Annotated in this window: 20 protein-coding genes and 1 pseudogene; 19 read left to right on the top strand and 2 right to left on the bottom strand. The window is 39.2% G+C overall.

Translation table 11 applies throughout. The features are described 5' to 3' along the window. The first annotated feature begins 12 nt into the window (after window positions 1-12). The 19 genes and pseudogenes from GLW08_RS19230 to GLW08_RS19320 all read left to right on the top strand — a co-directional run bounded on the left by GLW08_RS19230 (window position 13) and on the right by GLW08_RS19320 (window position 18,128). On the top strand, window positions 13-672 hold the full coding sequence (locus tag GLW08_RS19230; RefSeq protein WP_160850248.1) for a phosphate propanoyltransferase: 660 nt from the start codon (window positions 13-15) through the stop codon (window positions 670-672). Continuing rightward, window positions 665-1,312, top strand: a complete 648-nt coding sequence (locus GLW08_RS19235) for a hypothetical protein (RefSeq protein WP_160850249.1) — start codon at window positions 665-667, stop codon at window positions 1,310-1,312. The genes GLW08_RS19230 and GLW08_RS19235 overlap by 8 nt, the downstream gene beginning before the upstream one ends. Window positions 1,313-1,324: 12 nt before the next feature. Next, window positions 1,325-1,609 carry a EutN/CcmL family microcompartment protein gene (locus tag GLW08_RS19240; RefSeq protein WP_160850250.1) on the top strand — a complete coding sequence of 95 codons (285 nt, stop codon included), beginning with the start codon at window positions 1,325-1,327 and terminating at the stop codon, window positions 1,607-1,609. Continuing rightward, entirely contained in the window at window positions 1,602-2,036 is a 435-nt protein-coding gene (locus tag GLW08_RS19245) for a BMC domain-containing protein (protein WP_160850251.1), read from the top strand. The genes GLW08_RS19240 and GLW08_RS19245 overlap by 8 nt, the downstream gene beginning before the upstream one ends. A 24-nt stretch (window positions 2,037-2,060) precedes the next feature. After that, window positions 2,061-3,005, top strand: a complete 945-nt coding sequence (mdh, locus tag GLW08_RS19250) for a malate dehydrogenase (protein WP_160850252.1) — start codon at window positions 2,061-2,063, stop codon at window positions 3,003-3,005. 212 nt (window positions 3,006-3,217) lie between these two features. Next, window positions 3,218-4,579, top strand: coding sequence for an ethanolamine ammonia-lyase subunit EutB (locus tag GLW08_RS19255; RefSeq protein ID WP_160850253.1), 1,362 nt, complete (start codon window positions 3,218-3,220; stop codon window positions 4,577-4,579). A 13-nt stretch (window positions 4,580-4,592) separates the two neighbouring features. Then, window positions 4,593-5,468, top strand: a complete 876-nt coding sequence (eutC, locus tag GLW08_RS19260) for an ethanolamine ammonia-lyase subunit EutC (RefSeq protein WP_237458513.1) — start codon at window positions 4,593-4,595, stop codon at window positions 5,466-5,468. Between the two features lie 431 nt (window positions 5,469-5,899). Next, the gene (locus tag GLW08_RS19265) at window positions 5,900-6,409 is read left to right on the top strand and encodes a pyridoxamine 5'-phosphate oxidase family protein (RefSeq protein ID WP_160850254.1); all 510 of its coding nucleotides are present in this window, start codon (window positions 5,900-5,902) and stop codon (window positions 6,407-6,409) included. Window positions 6,410-6,711: 302 nt separating this feature from the next. Beyond that, complete coding sequence (locus tag GLW08_RS19270) at window positions 6,712-7,584, top strand: DMT family transporter (RefSeq protein WP_160850255.1); 873 nt, start codon at window positions 6,712-6,714, stop codon at window positions 7,582-7,584. A 285-nt stretch (window positions 7,585-7,869) separates the two neighbouring features. Then, a complete protein-coding gene (locus GLW08_RS19275) occupies window positions 7,870-8,457 on the top strand; it encodes a DUF6241 domain-containing protein (protein ID WP_160850256.1) in 588 nt (195 codons plus the stop codon). Between the two features lie 168 nt (window positions 8,458-8,625). After that, a complete protein-coding gene (locus GLW08_RS19280) occupies window positions 8,626-9,591 on the top strand; it encodes an alpha/beta hydrolase (RefSeq protein WP_160850257.1) in 966 nt (321 codons plus the stop codon). A 189-nt stretch (window positions 9,592-9,780) separates the two neighbouring features. Continuing rightward, a complete protein-coding gene (locus tag GLW08_RS19285; RefSeq protein WP_160850258.1) occupies window positions 9,781-10,974 on the top strand; it encodes an FAD/NAD(P)-binding oxidoreductase in 1,194 nt (397 codons plus the stop codon). Between the two features lie 22 nt (window positions 10,975-10,996). Next, window positions 10,997-11,551 carry a hypothetical protein gene (locus GLW08_RS19290; RefSeq protein WP_160850259.1) on the top strand — a complete coding sequence of 185 codons (555 nt, stop codon included), beginning with the start codon at window positions 10,997-10,999 and terminating at the stop codon, window positions 11,549-11,551. Between the two features lie 23 nt (window positions 11,552-11,574). Further along, window positions 11,575-12,981: an MBL fold metallo-hydrolase gene (locus tag GLW08_RS19295; RefSeq protein WP_160850260.1), complete on the top strand. Its 1,407-nt coding sequence runs from the start codon at window positions 11,575-11,577 to the stop codon at window positions 12,979-12,981. A gap of 206 nt (window positions 12,982-13,187) precedes the next feature. Continuing rightward, entirely contained in the window at window positions 13,188-14,219 is a 1,032-nt protein-coding gene (locus tag GLW08_RS19300; protein ID WP_237458514.1) for a histidine kinase, read from the top strand. After that, complete coding sequence (locus GLW08_RS19305; RefSeq protein ID WP_160850261.1) at window positions 14,216-14,866, top strand: response regulator transcription factor; 651 nt, start codon at window positions 14,216-14,218, stop codon at window positions 14,864-14,866. The genes GLW08_RS19300 and GLW08_RS19305 overlap by 4 nt, the downstream gene beginning before the upstream one ends. Before the next feature lie 232 nt (window positions 14,867-15,098). Then, window positions 15,099-15,626 (top strand): annotated as a pseudogene (locus tag GLW08_RS19310) (cytochrome ubiquinol oxidase subunit I); the annotation flags it as partial. A gap of 243 nt (window positions 15,627-15,869) precedes the next feature. Continuing rightward, window positions 15,870-17,360 (top strand): 23S rRNA (uracil(1939)-C(5))-methyltransferase RlmD, encoded by a 1,491-nt coding sequence (gene rlmD / locus GLW08_RS19315; protein ID WP_160850262.1) that lies wholly within the window; start codon window positions 15,870-15,872, stop codon window positions 17,358-17,360. Window positions 17,361-17,528: 168 nt separating this feature from the next. Next, entirely contained in the window at window positions 17,529-18,128 is a 600-nt protein-coding gene (locus GLW08_RS19320; RefSeq protein ID WP_160850263.1) for a class I SAM-dependent methyltransferase, read from the top strand. 118 nt (window positions 18,129-18,246) lie between these two features. Here the strand turns inward: GLW08_RS19320 and GLW08_RS19325 are convergent, their stop codons facing one another. Together GLW08_RS19325 and GLW08_RS19330 are read right to left on the bottom strand one after the other, a co-directional pair. Continuing rightward, entirely contained in the window at window positions 18,247-19,137 is an 891-nt protein-coding gene (locus tag GLW08_RS19325; RefSeq protein WP_160850264.1) for a fructose bisphosphate aldolase, read from the bottom strand. Window positions 19,138-19,292: 155 nt separating this feature from the next. Next, window positions 19,293-19,715, bottom strand: a complete 423-nt coding sequence (locus GLW08_RS19330) for a hypothetical protein (protein WP_160850265.1) — start codon at window positions 19,713-19,715, stop codon at window positions 19,293-19,295. Window positions 19,716-19,720 lie beyond the last annotated feature (5 nt).

The raw sequence follows: 19,720 nt of genomic DNA on the forward strand, positions 1-19,720 counted from the left end.
AGGGAGAACTAGATGAATAAACAAGATATTCAAGATGTAGTTTACCAGGTGATTGAGAGAATGCAAGATTCAAATCAATCGTCTAGCGAGGTTCCTATTGGAATCTCGGCTAGACATTGTCATTTGAATAAAGAATGCTTAGAAGAATTATTCGGTAAAGGGTATGAATTAACAAGTAAAGCACCTTTATCTCAACCAGGACAATTTGCAGCAAATGAAACGGTTATGATTGCTGGTCCACGTGGGAGCATCGAAAAGGTGCGGATTCTAGGTCCATTACGTTCTGTCTCACAAGTGGAAGTTAGTCAGACAGATGCTTTTCAACTTGGACTAAAGCCTCCTGTTCGGCAATCAGGCCATATTGAAGGATCTAGTCCAATCACAATAATCGGTCCTAAAGGTAGTGTGTACCTAGATAAAGGACTAATCATTGCGCAAGCTCATATCCATATGCATCCTGATGATGCTAGTTATTTTAATGTGAAAGACAAAGAAGTAGTAGCTGTGGGGATTGATAATGGAGAGAGAAAAGTGACCTTTGAAAAAACGCTAATCAGAGTTTCTGAAAAGTATCGATTAGAGATGCATATCGATACAGATGAAGCCAATTCAGGTGCTATTAAATCCGGTCAATATGGTCATTTGAAGAAGGTGGAATCCACCGATGTATGATAAAGAATGGGTTGAGAGCATTGTAAAAGAAGTCTTAGCGAACTTAGAAAAAGGAACAGATTTTCCAAAGCCCATATTACATCTTATCCAGTCAGAAGATGTCTCAGAGACCATGCTACATTACTTGCAATCTCGTTGGGAAGTGGAGTGGGTTAACCCTGAAGAAGTTAATGGTGATAAGAAAAGAGAACGTGTCCTATTTCCGAGTGTTTCTCAAGATTTGTTTGTTAAAGGTGCCTTAGGGATTACAGATACTCATGAAAGTGCATTGTTTTCAGAGCTCGTACGTAGGAATAGCCAAATTATTTTTAAACTATCCTCACCTTTGCATGTAATCATAGATGAAAAAGCATCTACAGAAGTTCCTCAAGCTTATGTAAGAATGCTCTCACAGTATAAAGAAATTTTATCCTCTTTTGGAGTGGAATTTTCTATAAGAGATGACTTATCGGATATACAGTTTATAGAAGAGTATAATATTCCAGAACCCAAACTCTATCAAGGACAATTGGTAACACAAAGGGAAATGGAAAGCTGGGAAGGTAAAGAAATGTATCTTGAGAAGCATACGATTATAACGCCGTTAGCAAAAGACAAAGCAAAAGAAAGAAACATAAATTTGCTTAGGAATGATTCATAGGGAGATGACAGTATGATTGTAGGAAAAGTTGTCGGAAATATTTGGGCTACCCGTAAGGAAGAAGGCCTGACTGGACTGAAGTTCTTGCTGGTTAAACCCGATCCTTCGTTTTCATACTCAACGAATGAAACATTTGTCGCTGTAGATCGAATAGGTGCAGGAACGGGGGACCAAGTAATGGTGACGACTGGTAGCGCTAGTTCCCATTTACAAAGTGAAACGTACACACCCATTGATGCCTTGATAATCGGCATTATTGATTCACTGGAATTAGAAAGGAGTGAAGATGATGGCTAAAGCATTAGGAATGATTGAAACCAAGGGGATTGTGGGCTCCATAGAAGCTGCTGATGCAATGGTGAAAGCTTCGAATGTTTCATTAGTGAAACAAGAGAAAGTGGATGCTGCTTTAGTAACAGTATTGGTTCAAGGGGATGTAAGCGCAGTGCAAGCAGCTGTTGAGACAGGAAAAGAAGCAGCAGAGAAGGTAGGAGAGTTAATAGGACATCATGTCATTCCCAATCCAGACGACGAAACAAACGATTTATTATCTAAAGAAGAAAAAGCAAAACAAACGACTGAAAAACAAACTACTAAGCCAAAAGTATCTGATAATAGTGAAGGTGAGACTTCACCAAAAGAAGAGGAATCAACTCAAAAAACAACATCTAAAAGAAGGCAATCCTCATCCTCTACAAAACAAAAATCTAATTCAAATTCATAAACAGTGTGGTAAGGAGGGATTTATATGCCATTTACAAGAAGAAAAATTGCCGTCATTGGGGCAGGATTCACTGGGACAACATGTGCTTTAATGATCGCTCAAAAAGAATTAGGAGATGTGGTTTTAGTAGACATTCCGTCTATGGAAAATCCGACTAAAGGAAAAGCATTAGATATGTTGGAGACAAGTCCTGTTCAGAAATTTGATTCAAACATTACTGGTACCTCTTCCTATGAAGATATAGAAGGAGCGGACCTTATTATCATTACAGCAGGGATTCCAAGAAAACCAGGTATGAGTCGTGACGAACTTGTAGCTACAAATGCAAAAATCATGAAAGATGTCTCCGAACAAGTAAAACAATACGCTTCAGAAAGTTACGTTCTTGTATTAAGTAACCCGGTCGATGCAATGACCTATGTGTGTTATCAAACAACAGGGTTTCCGAAGAATCGTGTCATAGGTCAATCGGGAGTGCTGGATACTTCAAGATTTAACACCTTTGTAGCGCAAGAGCTAGGAGTATCAGTAGAGGATGTAACAAGTTTTGTGTTAGGTGGTCATGGAGACAGTATGGTTCCGTTAGTTCGTTATTCTCATGCAGGTGGCATTCCCCTCGATAAACTACTACCTCAGGAAAAAATTGAGGAGATTGTAGAAAGAACTCGAAAAGGTGGTGGGGAAATCGTCCATTTACTAGGTGAAGGAAGTGCGTACTATGCGCCAGCTGCTTCCCTTGTTTTAATGGTGGAAGCCATCTTGAAAGATAAGAAAAGAATTCTTCCTTCCATTGCCTACCTTGAAGGAGAATATGGATATGAGAATATATATTTGGGAGTGCCGACAATCCTAGGTGGTAATGGGATTGAAAGCATAATCGAATTACCATTATCCAATGATGAAAAAGGACAACTGGATTACTCCGCTGATGCTGTAAAAAATGTGATGGCGCTCGTAGATAGTCAGTAGTGAGATGTTAAAGTTCTCGGGTTAAATGAACTTCCATTGAGGCTATATTATTAGGGAGCCAGTTCACCCGTAGTAAGTGAATAGAACGAATAGGTAAAGGTGCCTTGTTAGCATATGAGATTCATTATGTTGGGGCATCTTTTTGTTTTGATACCGTTGAGAAAAGAGATAGACTGACTGGATATTCATTTTAGTTACATAGGAGGAATCATATGAAACTAGCATGCGAAATGAATAAACAAAATTTCACATTTAACTCTATTAATGATGTGTTAGCAAAGGCAGGAGAAGAAAAATCCGGTGATACAATGGCTAAGATTGGAGCATTGTCCTCGTTAGAGAGAATGGCAGCTAAATATGTACTTAGTCATTTGCAGTTGAAAGATATATATGAAAATCCATCCATCCCATATGAAGAGGATGAAGTCACTCGTGTAATTTATGATGGAATAAATGAAAGGATTTACAATAGTATAGCCGATTGGACGGTAGGTGAATTAAGAGATTTCATTTTATCTCATGATACCTCTTTTTCTGATTTATCACGAATTAGTAGAGGGCTGACAAGTGAAATGATTTCGGGAGTGGCCAAATTAATGTCTAGTATTGATTTGGTATTGGCTTCGCAAAAAATGAAATATAAAGCTCATTGCAACACTACAATTGGTGAACAAGGTAGATTAGCATTTCGTTGCCAACCTAACCATCCCAGTGACAATGCTGAAGGAATCTTAGCTTCTATTAAAGAAGGGCTTTCATATGGTTCGGGGGATGCGGTGATAGGAATCAATCCAAATAATGAGTCAGTGGAGTCTGTTTCTAACATATTGAACATGTCACATGATTTTATCGAAAAATGGCAAATCCCAACTCAAAATTGTGTACTTGCACATATTAGTACCCAACTTCAGGCATTAAAAAATGGGGCTCCTATAGCACTAATGTTTCAAAGCTTAGCGGGTACTCAAAAAGCGAATGAGGATTTTGGTGTTTCAAGGGAATTACTTGATGAAGCATACCAAACAATGCTGAAAAAAGGTACATCTACTGGACCTAATTTTATGTATTTTGAAACAGGTCAAGGATCAGAAGTATCTTTGGATGCTCACAAAGGTGTAGATATGCAAACCTTGGAAGCAAGAACATATGGGTACGCTAGGTATTGGAAGCCTTTTATGGTGAATAACGTTTCAGGATTTATAGGGCCAGAGACCATTTACAATGGGAAGCAACTTATAAGAGCTGATTTAGAAGACTTATTTATGGGGAAATTGCATTCGTTACCTATGGGGATTGCTCCAACATATACAAATCATATGAATGCAGATCAAAATGATCAAGAAATTGCTGGAATGCTCACTTCCGTAGCAGGAGCTAATTTCTATATGGGAGTGCCAGGTGGTGATGATGTGATGTTAAGTTATCAAGATACAAGTTATCATGATGACGCTTCACTAAGAGAAATGCTTGGCCTGAGACCTTTACAAGAATTTGAAGAATGGTTAGAAAAAATGGAGATTATGGAAAATGGTAAATTAACTAAAAATGCAGGAGATTTATCTATATTTGATTGAAGGGAGGTTGAACATGGATATAAATATCGAGGAAGTGGTTAAGAAAGTTATTCAAGAGATTGAAGACAATGATTATCAAAAAAAATATAATAATAGGTTTTCAAATGAAACTGAAGAAGAAAAAAATTTTTACTATGAAAAAAGAAAAGATAGTGGTGTACTAGTGGAGAACCCTAATAATAGAGAAGTTATAGAAAAAGTTCAATCTATAACTCCTGCAAGAATAGGGATTGGGAGATCAGGTACTAGAATGAAAACCGAAAGTTACTTGGATTTTAGAGTGGATCACGCAGAGGCGCAAGATGCTGTGTTTAAAGATGTTTCTCATGAATTATTAGAGGGTCAACAACTTCCATTCTTGAAAAGTCAGGCTCCGAGCATGGAGGAGTACTTGATGGATTTAGAAATCGGTAGAAAACTAGATCAAAGCTCCGCTGAGTGGATAAATGAAAACTGCTCTAAACAAAAGCAAGTACAAATCATTATATCTGATGGACTTAGTTCTACAGGGATTGAAGAAAATATACCAGATTTACTACCAGCCTTGATTCAAGGATTAAAGGTGAAAAATATAACTTATGGAGATCCTATCTTTATACAAAGAAGCAGGGTTTGGATTCAAGATCAAGTTGCATCTTATGTCGATTGTGACCTCGTAATATCTTTAATTGGAGAACGCCCTGGCTTAGCAACAGCTAAAAGTATTAGCGCCTATTTTATATATCAACCAGATGAGACAAGTGTGGAAGCAGACCGTACAGTTATTTCAAACATTCATCAAGGAGGAATCCCACCTGTTGAAGCTGGTGCTTATTTAGCTGATGTTCTTGAAGAAGCGCTGAAATATAAAGCTAGTGGGGTTAGTTTATCAAGGATAAAGAATGAGTAGGCAATCGTTGTGAGACGAAGGGACAGGTTCCCCGTCCCAGTTTGGGACAAGGAACCTGTCCCTCTATCTCACTACCTCAATAAATACTTATGAGTATCAAGAGTTCTTTGCAAATATAAGAGAGGATTTCCCAGATTGCATCATACTATAATACTTAAACTTGAGACTTCTCATTAGTTTTTTAGAACTTTTGAGAAGTCTTTTTTCCTTTGCTTGATATATTTTTTGTTAATTAACTTTAAATAGATACTTTAAGATTAACTTGTCTCCACATCCCACGGTCTTTCCTATACTTAAAAATTCACCAAGCACGAATTTGATATGTAGCAAGTTTCTGTAAAGTGTAATGTTTTGTCTATCAGGGAAAACGATGAAAAAGATATGTTAGATGGTAGACTGCTTTATTCTTTTGGGAAAGGAGAGGAACATAAATGGCTAACCAAAACTCAGAAAACCAGGAAACTATTAAGAAAATTAAAGATTTGATTAAAGACGAAAAGGTGGCGATGCTTACTACGATGTCACCGGAGGGCAAGCTTCTGTCCCGGCCAATGCAAACGAAGGAAGTAGAAATAGACAATGAAGAGATCTGGTTCATTACAGAAAAAGATACAGAGAAATATAGAGATATTGAACATAACCCTGCTGTTAACCTGGCATACGCAGGGAAATCTTATGTATCAATCAGCGGCACAGCTGAATTTGTCCAAGATGAGAGTAAAAAGAAGGAATATTGGAATAAGATTATTGAAAAAGTCCTGAACGCTTCTGCCGATGATTCGAATGTTGTACTGGTAAAAGTGACACCTGACATCGCCGAATACTGGGAGTCTGGCTTGAACGTCAAAACCGTCAAAGAGTTTGTGAAAAAGATGTCAAGCAGTAATTCTATAGAAGAAAGCAATGATTTAAAAGATACTGTACACTTTGATGAAAATTAGTAAATTAGGTAAAGCAGGGGGGACTAAATCCCTGTATTTTCTCTAAATTAGCTAAAAGTCTCTCTTAAGAAATTCATAGGGGAGGCTTTTTTATTGTTTTTATAAAGTGACCACGACCCTGTCATTGCAAAGATCCATATCGTGAGACGAAGGGACAGGTCCTTCGTCCCAGTTTGGGACAAGGAACCTGTCCCCCCATCTCATCCAACTCATTCAAGGCTAGTGGAACAGGCATTTTTTGAGTTTAATCGGAATATCATATGGGAAATTCCTAAAAAAAAATGTGTGATTGGAGCTTTTAATTGAAAAATTTAGGAGTAGGGTTAGTAGTTCTGGCGGCTATTTTTTGGGGTGTGTCCGGAGGTTTGGCGGGCATCTTAATGGAAAAGGGTTGGAATCCTCTTGTGATTTCTTTTTATAGAGGAGCTGTAGGATTAATTTGTTTATTTATATGGATGATTATTCGCACTAGATATTATTCTTATGGAAGTCTAAGAAAGATGCTTTTTTGGTCATTGTTATCTGGAATAGGGGTCACGGGTAATTTCAGTTTCTATTTCGTCAGCATCTCTCATTCCGGTGTAGCAATAGCATCAACCTTGATGTACACAGCACCCATTTTTGTTTTCATCATATCCTTTATACTTAAGATGGAGCGAGTCACCACGTTTAAAGTCATTGCCATGCTTATTGTGATGGGTGGCATTGGATTATTAACAGGGGTGTACCAAAATGGAATTGAACAGTTGAATCTATTAGGAATTTCTACAGGCTTATTATCAGGTCTTTCCTATGCCATTTTCATTTTCGGTTTTAACTATGCCCTTAAGTATGGAGAACCACCAGCTATTTTAAGTACAGCGCTTTTTGCCTTTACGCTGATTTTACTTCCATTTATTGATCGGGAGCAAGCTGTATCTGTGCTTTTTTCTGAAGATATCTTCTTATTCATAGTGCTTGGCATAATAGGAGCTGGCATTTCTTTCTTCTTTTATGTAAAAGGCTTGAGAAAGACATTACCTTCTGTGGCTTCTATAGTAGCTATGGTAGAACCTGTTACAGCTTCTTTATTTGGGGTTTTGATATTAGGGCAATTCCTCGATCCAATCCAAATGATAGGTATGATTGTAATATTAATTACCATCACGATTTTAAGTACAAGAAAAAGTGCCTGACTCAATAGGTTAGCACAATTCTAAATAAGTTCTTTTAAGTGAATATTTTTGCATTAATTTTCTCTTTATAATTCAAAAAAGGGAAGGAGGTTGAGAAAGAGACCTCCTTCCCTTTTTTATATTCTATTAGTCTTCTGCATTTACGCCTTTTTTCACTCAGGGACAGGTGGGATGAGGGGACAGGTACCTCATCCCAGATTCAGACGAGGGACCTGTCCCTGCGTCTCACATGGAGGGATTATGGAAATATGTGGCGAATAGAAGTAGTGGGTGAAAGGAGAAAACATGTTGAAACAATTTATCGTAAATCACAAATTCCTAAGCATAATGATTTTGGTGTTAATCGGAAGTGCAGCTTATGTCGGTGGTATGTTGTTTCAAGGCGGTAAAACCGAAGAACCTCAATCAACAGCTGAAGGTGAAACGGAGCAAAAAGAAGAAATGGAACCTGGCAAAGACAAAAAAGTATCAATTGAAAACACAGATGGAAATTACATCGAGATCAGAGAAGAAAGAGAAGTTCCAATCGAAGATGAAATTCCTTTAAGTATATCCGAGTATGAATTGCAAAACAAAATTCATTACATGAGTCACCAAAAAATTATATCTAGTAAAAAATGGGGTTCATTGCCCTTAACGATGGAACGTGTTAATCGATTAATTGACATTGTTGAAAGCTCAACTTACAACAACGAAGAAACGTACTTACGAATTTTAAAAGCTTGGAAGAACAAAGATTTCTCTGAAATCGACGATCATCATAATACAATTTGGAAAATGCAAGACGGAAACGTAGGTAAAGCCACTGGTATTATGAGCATGGAAGAAGAAAAAGAATTTATCGAACACCACTACCCAGATGCTTTGGACTAACATTGTTAGTCCTTTTTCTTTTGGCAATGAAAAAATGGCTGAAAGAGAGCAATTGGGTGAATATCTCTTTATAGTCTTCATGAGATGGTGGGTTGGTTATTAGTGTTCTTTTTGTTTCCAAAAAATCCCCCAAAAGTAGTATGATTCATACTATAAGGAGATGGAAATATGAAGAAAAAATTAAGTATAGGACTTGCTGTTGTTTTGTTATTGTTGGTCATTGGTTTAATTGGTGCTGGTCAATATTTTTATAGTGTCGCCATTAGTAGTAATAGTGAGAGTGTTGACTTGCATGGTGGAGGAGAGTCTGAACGTGCTGTGGCTGTGAGTGCCTCTAAAGAAGAACAAGAGAAGGAAGAAGAAATAAGGCGTTGGACGAAGCGACAGGATTTTGAGAAGGTGGATATTAAATCAGAGGATGATCTTACCTTACGGGCACTTTATTTGGAGAATGAAGAAACTTCGAATAAAACGGTCATTTTAGCACATGGTTATAAGGGAAGTAACGAGCAGATGAAGGGCATTACAAAATTCTATTATGAGCAAGGGTTTAATGTATTAAAGCCCGATGCACGAGGGCATGGCAAAAGTGAAGGGGACTATATTGGATATGGTTGGCACGATCGATTGGATATAGAGCAATGGGTTACCCTTTTAATAGAGGAAAAACAAGCAGCATCTATTTATCTACATGGATTCTCAATGGGTGCTTCCACGGTATTAATGGCTAGTGGACAAGATCTACCAGCTGAAGTGAAAGGAATTATTGCAGATAGTAGCTATACGACTGTGAAAGAAGAGCTCTCCCACCAACTGAATTACCTATACGACTTACCCTCTTTTCCTATATTAGATGTTACAAGTATGATAACTAAGGTTCGAGCAGGCTACTCATTTGAGGAAGCATCAGCGCTTAAGCAGGTAGGGAAAACAGAGGTGCCGATTTTTTTCATTCATGGGGCTAAAGATGAACTGGTTCCGACTGATATGGCTCATCGACTCTACGAAGCAGCAGCTGGAAAGAAGACATTATGGATTGTTCCGGGTGCCAAGCATACAGAAGGATACACGGTTGCTGAAGAACAATATAAGAAGCGGTTAACGCAATTTATTGAAAATGTGTCTACGAATTAAACGTATTCTCTATAAAGAAAGTAAACCTCTCTGGAGATCTTAGGTGGAATTCCAGGGAGGTTTTTTGTATAGAAGAAATGACAGCGCTTTATTTTTAGGGGAAACCCCCTATGGTATTAAAATACGAAGCACGATACCATAGAAATATAAACGATGTGAAACAGATTATTCGTAGAGGAGGGGCTCCATATGAAAACACATTACAAAGTGTTGATTGTTGGGGGAGGTACTGCTGGTATTACTACTGCAGCAAGACTATTACGTCAGTCAAAGGCATTCGAGAGCGATGTTGCCATTGTGGATCCAGCAGATAAACACTATTATCAACCGTTATGGACACTAGTAGGAGCTGGAGTTTCAGATAAAGAAGAAACAGAACGTGAGATGCAATCCGTTATGCCAGAAGGAGTGGATTGGATTCAAGATGCCGTGGAAACATTTGATCCAGACAACAATGCGATCCTTACTGCAATGGGACAAACGTACACCTATGACTATATGGTAGTAGGCGCCGGGATCCAAATCAATTGGGACGGTATTAAAGGACTGAAGGAAACGTTAGGGAAAAACGGGGTTTGTAGTAACTATTCCTTTGAGCATGTTGACTACACGTGGGAGACCATCCGCAACGTAAAAGGCGGTAATGCGATTTTCACTCACCCTAATTCGCCTATTAAATGTGGAGGAGCTCCACAGAAGATTATGTATCTAGCAGAGGACGCGTTTCGCAATATGGGTGTAAGAGATAATGTAGACGTTATATTTGGATCAGCAAACCCGGCGATCTTTGATGTGAAAAAGTATCGAGATGTGCTAGAAACAGTGATTGATCGAAAGCGAATTGATACTCGCTTTCGCCATAATTTAATAGAAGTAAAGGGAGAAGAGAAAGAAGCTGTTTTTGAAAACTTGGAGACAGGAGACATTGATACGTTCTCTTTTGAGATGCTTCACGTTACTCCACCGATGGAGGCTCCAACCTTTATTAAGAAAAGCCCATTAGCTGATGAAAAAGGGTGGGTGGATGTCAATAAACATACACTACAGCATACCCGTTATTCAAATGTGTTTGGTCTAGGTGACTCTAGTAATCTTCCGACTTCTAAAACGGGAGCTGCTATTCGTAAACAAGCACCTACAGTGGTAGAGAATATTATGGCTTTAATTCAAAAGCTTCCGATGACAGGTGTGTATAATGGTTACACTTCTTGCCCAGTGGTGACAGGCTACAATCGTCTAGTTTTAGCTGAGTTTGATTATGACAAAAATCCAAGTGAATCCATGCCGTTTAACCAAGCAAAAGAGCGCCGTAGCATGTATATGTTGAAAAAGGATATGCTTCCTCTTATTTATTGGGATGGCATGCTGAAAGGTGTTATGTAATACCGGAAAAGGAGGAATCATAATGGCTTCTACTTATGCAGATGTCTCAAAGTACGACTGGTTACAGGAATTAGAAAAACCAGAAGTACAAGAATCATTAACCTATTTAATAAAGAAGCTTCCGGATATTCAACAAGCAATGGATTCGGTAGATCACCTTGTTCAATTCGGTCAGTCAGTTACGAAGGATCAAGATGCGATCCAACAGTTAGAAGAACGGATAACCTACTCAACTCTTAATGAGGAAAATATAGAAGCAATGATCAAGCTTCTTGGCAAAATGCCAATGTTATTTGAAATGGTAGAGCGGCTAGAACAGATGATAGTTTTTGTGGAGAGTGTTCTTGGAGACCGTGAGTCACTAGATAGTTTGTATCGCTCTATGTCTGAACAACCTGTTCTGCAACAAGGAAAAGATGTACTAGATAAGTTAGATACGATAAAAGAAAAAGCAGAATCTACACCACAGGAGAATATTTCAATTTTTGCGGTATTAAAGTGGATGAAGGACCCAAATGTACAGAAAAGTTTGCATTACATCCAAACTGCACTGGATGTATTCAATAAAAAAGATTAAGGACGAGAGAGGGGAATTTTTGAATGTTACTTAAATATTTCTATGATGAGAAACTAGCACAGGCTGCTTACATGGTAGGCTGCCAAGCAACAGGGGAAGCAGTAATGGTGGATCCTGCCCGCGATGTTGAGCCTTATATCGAAGCAGCTAAAAAAGAGGGGCTTACACTGGTAGGGTCACTTGAAACACATATTCATGCTGATTTTGTTGCTGGTTCTCGTGAATTAGCCAAACGCTTAGGAGCTACTATGTACGTTTCAAACGAAGGTGGAAAAGACTGGACCTATCAAAACATTGATCAATTCCCTCATCAATTACTTTCGGATGGTGACGAATTTAAAATTGGCAATCTTACATTTTGTGTAATGCATACACCAGGGCATACGCCTGAAAGCATTTCTTTCCTACTAAAAGATGTAAATGCAGATGAACCAATGGGAATTTTTACTGGGGATTTTGTGTTTGTAGGGGATATTGGTCGTCCAGATCTTTTAGAAAAAGCAGCAGGAATGGAGGGAACAGCTGAAGCTGGTGCTTTCGATATGTTCACATCACTAGAACGATTTAAAGCACTTCCTGATTTTATTCAAGTATGGCCAGCGCATGGTGCCGGGAGTGCATGTGGGAAGGCTTTGGGTGCTGTTCCTTCTACTACTGTGGGGTATGAGAAACGTTTTAACTGGGCATTACAATACGATGATCAGGAAGCATTTGTGAAGGATTTACAAGAAGGTCAGCCAGAGCCACCATATTATTTTGCTGTCATGAAGCATGTAAATAAAGTCGGCCCAAATATTGTAGCAGAGTTACCTGCACCAAAGAGAATAGATACACTAAAAGAATTGCAAGAGGCGATTCAAAATAGTGCACAAGTTATTGATACAAGAGCTTCTGCTTTGTTTGCAAAGCAACACATCGAAGGAACGTACAATATCCCATTCGGGAAATCATTTACTAACTGGGCAGGTTGGATTGTAGATTATGATCGTCCTCTCTATGTATTAGCTAATGCTGAAAAGTTAGAAGACATCCAAATTGCACTACGTTCTATAGGTATAGACCGAACTGAATATTACATGGATGTAGACTTAGCTATGCAATCAGCTTCAGAGGTGGAAGCCTACCACGACATTACACCAGCAGAGGCAGCACCACTTGTTGCTAGTGAAGAGGTGAATGTAGTAGATGTACGAAACTTAACGGAATGGCAGGATGGTCATATCGATAGTGCGAAGCATATTATGCTAGGAACATTGCTAGATCGTATAAACGAAGTGCCAACAGACCGTCCGTTACTTGTTCACTGTGCTTCTGGAGTTCGCTCAGCTATTGGGGTGAGCTTACTTCAGGCAAAAGGAATAAAAGATGTCCGAAATGTAACAGGTGGTTACAACCGCTGGCAACATGAAGTTCAAAGTCAAACGGTATAAGCAGTGTAGGAGAGAAGCTGGTTCATAAGAGCCAGCTTTTTCTTTCACTTTTTTGTAAGTTTTAGTAGCTCTTTTATATTACCCTCAATGGTATAATGGTTCTATACTTCCGTTTATAAAGTACCAGAAACGTTAAGGAATCTTGCGTATGTTTCTCTGTGCTAAATTTATAATAAGAACAACCAAAACCCTAAGGGGAGATAACCTTGAAATCCTTTCAATTAAACCAAAGGTATCTAAGGCAAATATTCGAAAATATTCAAGACGGTATTATCATCATGGATCAAACTCGAGAAATTCTATTAATGAATCCTGCAGCTCATAACCTAACAGGGTGGCTATTGCATGATAAAGTGCCTTTTTGCACCTTCTGCCAAAACCGTACATTGCGTCCTGGTGAGAACAAGTGCTATTTAATTGCAAGAGAAGAGGTGCCATTCTTCTTATCAGAAATGCCCACCTACAATGGCAATCGCATAAATGTGGAGATGAGCACTGCACTCATGTTTCATGATGAGGAAACCAATCAGAAAGAATACTTACTTGTACTGCGCGATCAAAGCTTGAAGAAAAAAGAAGAAGAAGTTCGCATGTCGAAATTAATGATTCAAAAGCTGATTGAGGCGAAGGAAAGTGAACATAAGCGTCTTGCTCAAGAGCTTCATGATGGTGTGGGTCAATCCCTTTACTCAATTTCTGTCGCCCTGCAAGCTATTGAATCTCGCATTCAAGATGATCGTCTTCAGAATTATATTGATGATGTTCGTAAAGAATTAGATTATGTCATGAATGATGTGAAATCTTATTCCCATCAATTACGGCCACAGAGCCTTGATCGCCTTGGCTTAAACGCTGCGGTGCATAGCATGATTTCCATGCTAGAGAAAAATAATCCTTCGATGAGCTTTGAATATAGTACGAATATTGATTATCGCTTACCTTCAACGGTTGAAATTAATTTGTATCGTGTTATCCAAGAAGCAACCCATAATATTACAAAATATTCGGAAGCTGAGATTGTGAGCATACAATTAATGGATCACAAACACAAAGTAGAACTAAGTATAGTGGATGATGGGAAAGGATTTGATACCACACTTTCTCATAATTATGGGTTAGGTCTTCATCATATGGAAGAGCGGATGGCACAGCTTGGTGGAGCATTTAGGATTGATTCCACTCCAAATCAAGGTACAAGAATTACTGCTTTTGTTCCGAAAGGAGAGGTTTTTCTTTGATAAAAGTCATGGTGGTGGATGACCATGTATTAATACGCCGTGGTATTGTAATGCTACTTGAGGGATATGCTGATATAGAAATAGTAGGAGAAGCGAGCAATGGGGATGAAGCGATAGTAACAGCAGTAAACCAACAGCCAGATGTCATTTTAATGGATATATCTATGCCAGATGGGTTGGATGGTTTTACTGCTGCAGAGGAAATTCTGAAGCAAACGGAAAACACAAAAGTTGTATTATTGTCCATGCATGATGAAGAGGTATATATTCAAAAAGCTATTCAATTGGACGTATGCGGGTATATTTTAAAGAAGAGTCAAGGTGGGGAGCTTCATGAAGCGATCCAAACCGTGCACAATGGTGGAAGGTACTATAAAGTAGGAATTCCAGAAGATCAGCTAGAGAAGTTGTCTCAGCATCGAGGAAAAGAAAGTTCCATCCTATCGACTCGAGAGAAAGAAATAGTCCGGTTAACGATTCTCGGTTACTCAAATAAGCAAATTTCAGAGCGGTTATATATTAGCCCTAAAACCGTGGAAAACCATAAGGCCAACATTATGCAGAAGCTAGGATTAAAAAATAAGTCAGAAATGATCCAATATGGTATTAATAATAGTTATTTGGATTTAAAGCTGAACAACCACTAATGAAGAGAGGTGGTTGTTTTTTTATGGCCAAAAAACTCCCTGACAGGAGTAGAAGTTTAGGGGAATCCCCTTATACCTTATCCCCCATCTTATAATGAAATTACCATGTTCTTAAGGGGGGGAATGATGGTGGGAAAACAACATGAAAAATGGCTAACTCGCTTATCTATTGGAATAAGTCTAGTTATGCTTTTAGCATTAATCGGACGCTTGTTTTAAAGGGGGAAACATGATGTTTGAACAAAATGAAGCAATGTGGAGTCGTTATTTAACGGAATTAACACTAGGTTTCCATATTATCTTCGCAACGATTGGTGTTGGCATACCATTAATGATTGCGCTAGCTCAATGGATTGGGATTAAACGCAATGATCCTCATTATCTATTATTAGCACGGCGTTGGACAAGAGGGTTTGTCATTACGGTAGCGGTTGGGGTTGTTACGGGAACGGCAATTGGTCTTCAATTGGGTCTTCTTTGGCCAAAATTTTTGGAGATTGCAGGGCAAATCATCGCGTTACCACTATTTATGGAAACGTTTGCTTTTTTCTTCGAGGCAATCTTTCTAGGAATCTACATTTATACATGGAATCGATTTAAAAATCCTATGCGCCATTTTTTACTACTAATTCCTGTTGCCATTGGTGCATCCATGTCTGCGTTTTTTATCACCACTGTAAATAGTTTTATGAATGCACCACAAGGATTCGAAATGGTGGATTTTATTGCGATTCAACTTAAAACCATTGCAACTCTATTCACGCTGAATAAAAAGCATTTCTCAAGTAATAGTAAACAAACACCAGTTGTAACAGATAAAAAATATCACAACGGGTTAATAAACAAACCTTCATCCCCAGTGGATGTGAGATGGGGGGGACAGGTACCTCGTCCCAAACTGAGACGAGGTACCTGTCCCTCCGTCTCAGTTCATTTTACTCTATAGTCCTAGTAGTTTATAATGGAGTGTCAAATAAGAACGAACAAGGAACGGGAAGTGCCTATGACTAAACGAAAGAATAGTGGATATAAAAAAACTGGAAAAAAACCGAATAAATCCCAAAAGTCTTATGGGAAAAAAGATTCTGCGCCGGGGAATCAAAAAGGGAGCCCTTCCAAAGGCAAGGGTAAAGGAAACGATGCGCGTCAGCGTGGCGGGAAGTCTGTAACTGCTGAGGTAACTTGCTCAGGTCTGACTACTGATGGCAAAGGTATTGCTCAGTGGGAAGGGAAACAACTCGAGGTAGAGCATCTGCTGCCTGGGGAAAAGGCTGAGGTATTGGTTTCTAAAAGTGGAAAGTTTGTTAACGCAGAGTTGAAGCGGGTTGTTAGCCCATCTGAAGACCGAGTTACGCCGCCATGTCCATATTTTTACGAGTGTGGAGGATGTCAGATTCAACATATGAGTAATGATGCGCAAATGCGGTTCAAGCAGAAAACGATTGATGCACTCATGAAGCCATTTGGAAAACCAGAACCTATTTTGACGATGGACCATCCATATGGTTATCGGAATAAGAATAATATGACATTCGGTTTGAATAAAGAGCGGCAGGTTATTGGTGGTTTATATGCGCAAAATAGCCATCATATTATACCAATGGACCGATGTCTCATTCACGACCCGAAAGCGGATGAGATTGTGCAGACCATCAAGGACTATATGAAGTCCACGAAAATGCAACCATATAATGAAGACACTGGACATGGGTTCTTGCGCCACGTGCTGATCAAGGTAGGCAAGGTTAGCGGTGAAATTATGGTGGTTCTGGTAGCTGCATCATCTGTGTTCCAAGGTAAGAACAACTTTTTGAAGGCTCTTCGAAAAGCTCATCCAGAAATTACGACCATGATTTTGAATGTAAATACTCGAAATGACAGCATGGTGCTTGGTAATCAGGAAAAGGTGCTGTTTGGTAAGGGAACCATAACGGACACCCTATGTGGGCTGGAGTTTGAAATATCTGCGAGGTCCTTCTATCAGATCAATCCGGTCCAGACAGAAAAATTGTATTCAAAAGCTATAGAAATGGCAGATCTAACTGGGAAGGAAACCGTGATAGATGCGTACTGTGGAATCGGCACAATCGGTCTGATTGCCAGTAAAAAAGCTGGAAAGGTCATTGGCGTAGAGGAAAATAACGATGCAGTCAAAGACGCCATCCGCAATTCAAAACGCAACGGCGTTAAAAATGCTCGCTTTCATCAAGGTGACGCCGGGGAGTTCATGGTGCAGATGGCTGCACGCGGTGAGAAAGCGGATGTGGTGATTATGGATCCCCCACGAAGCGGCAGTGATGAAGCGTTTTTATCAAGCGTTGTGAAGTTGAAGCCGAAGCGGGTTGTGTATGTATCCTGTAACCCCGAGACCCAAGCGCGTGATTTGAAGTACTTGGTGAAGAACGGCTATGAGGTGGAAGGAATTCAGCCAGTTGATATGTTTCCGCAAACGGTACATGTAGAAGCCGTTACTAAATTAGTGCGTAAAAAATAAGCAGAAACCCAATGGTGGGTTTCTGCTTATTTTTCGGGATGAGATGAGGAACCTGTCCCCTCGTCTCAATGAACAGGGGGGAGACAGGTTCCTCATCTCAGAGTGTTTGTTCCTAAGAGAATGGAGTGATATACTGATTACACTTTATATACTATAGGGGGTACTTAGATGTCCAAGGAATTTTGGGATGAGAGCTTTTCACAGGAAGGCTATGTGTATGGAAAAGATGCGAATCAATTTGTTCAGGAGCATAGTTCACGTTTACCGAAAAACAGTCATATCGGATGTTTTGCTGAAGGAGAGGGACGTAATGGGGTGTACTTGGCCAAGCTTGGTCACCACGTCACCATCCTTGATCAATCTGAAGCCGGATTAAATAAAAGTAGGGAGCTTGCAGATGAAGTAGGGGTGCAAGTTGAAAGTGTTCAATGTGACCTCACTACGGAAAAGATACAGCCAAATCAATTCGATGCTGCTGTTATGGTCTTTGGTCACGTTCCAAAGCAGTATCAACCATTCTTAATAGAGCAGATGTTACAATCCGTAAAACCTGGTGGAGTGATTTTGTTAGAAGTTTATTCTGAAGAACAATTGTCCTATGGTACTGGTGGGCCACCTGCTAAAGAGATGCTCTATGCACCGGAAGATGTACTAAGTTGGATTAAGCCTTACAAATGCCTTCACTTTTTCTATGGCGAAGCAGAGCGCAATGAAGGAGAACGTCATAATGGGCTCGGGCATGTGATTCAGGTTATGGTGCAGAAGTAGCGGAGACTTTTCTTAAAGTTGAACAAAATTAGCCAGAAATAAGCAGGAACCTGATAAATTCTTGTTAAAAGAGCCTGCCCCAGAAGTTAGACTTTTGGGCAGGCTCTTTTTTAAGCTTTTATTTTTTATTTACAGAAGCATCATAAATCTTATCTACAGCAAGATTCATCGATTGGTTGAACTCTTTATCTGTTTGATTAGCGTTTAAGTCGGCAATCAATGCACGGGAGAAGCTTGCAATTAAGCCATCATTTTCTTTTAGCTTCTCGTTTGCTTCTTCACGAGAATAACCACCAGAAAGAGCGACAACGCGCACTACGCGTGGATGCTCGATTAGTTCCTTAAAGGCGTTGGCTTTCGTAGGAATAGAAAGCTTCAGCATCACATTTTGATCTTCTGATAATGCATTTAGATGTTTTAGAATTTCATTTTTAAGGATTTCTTCGGATTTTTCCTTATCTGCGCTATGGATGTCTACCTCAGGTTCGATGATTGGAACAAGGTCATATTCCAAGATGCGCTTAGCGATTTCAAACTGCTGGTTTACAACTTCTTTTATTGCATCTTCGTTTGGTTCATGGATAACCGAACGCATTTTAGTACCGAAAATGTTGCGTTCGTTAGCTCGCTTAAGGGTCTCGTCCAGGTCATGAATCGGCTTCATTAACTGTACGCCGTTTTCTTTTCCTGCTAGGCCTTTATCGACTTTGAGGAAAGGTACAATGCCGTTGTCAGAAAGGTAATCAGCTGTGTATTTACCTTCTATTTCACGATCCATCGTTTGCTCGAACAAGATGGTACCAAGAATCTTGTTAGAATCAAATGCTGGGGCCGTCATGATTCTTGTCCGCATTTCGTGAACGCGGTCAAACATCTCATCTTCGTTGGCGTATGCATCTTCAGGAACACCATAATCTGCTAATGCTTTTGGAGTACTTCCTCCGCTTTGGTCTAGTGCTGCGATAAATCCGTTTCCATTCTTCATTCTGTCAAAATGAGTTGTGTTCATGTTCACCACTCCTTATCTTAATGTAAAGAATCCACTGTTATCCTTCCCCATCTCTTCTAGAATAACACCTTATCCCTAAAGATACATAATAACATGTCTTATATCTTAGCACGGAATTGTAACATGAAAGCCTTTCGCTAAACCCTAAAAAATGTTCACAATCCCTTTATAAGCATTCCATCTAATTCGCGGACTTTGTCATAGGATTCGACTAGATGTTCAGGTAGTAACGTTCTTCCATATTCCCAGGCATTTTTCTCGATGACAGCTTGTAGCTCTGCTTTCTCGTCTTCGCCACCATAAATGAGCGTTCGTAAATCATGTTTGTTTTTCTTGAAGGTTACATAGTACCCAATCTCACGGTACAGAATGATCCTAACCAAATTTTCCTCGGTTTCTTTTACTTTGATTTTATTAATATAACCGTTCACTTCAAGATAATTAAATTTAATTGTATTGGAAGTGACGTTGTAATTCATAGGGGTAGCTAGTTCATTATTGAATTCATAGTTTATATTTAGATTGTGCTCTTGTAATGTTTTTTTAACGATATCCTCGATATCCCATATGTATAGCATCTTTT

This window comes from Pontibacillus yanchengensis (assembly GCF_009856295.1).
Lineage (GTDB): Bacteria > Bacillota > Bacilli > Bacillales > BH030062 > Pontibacillus > Pontibacillus yanchengensis_A.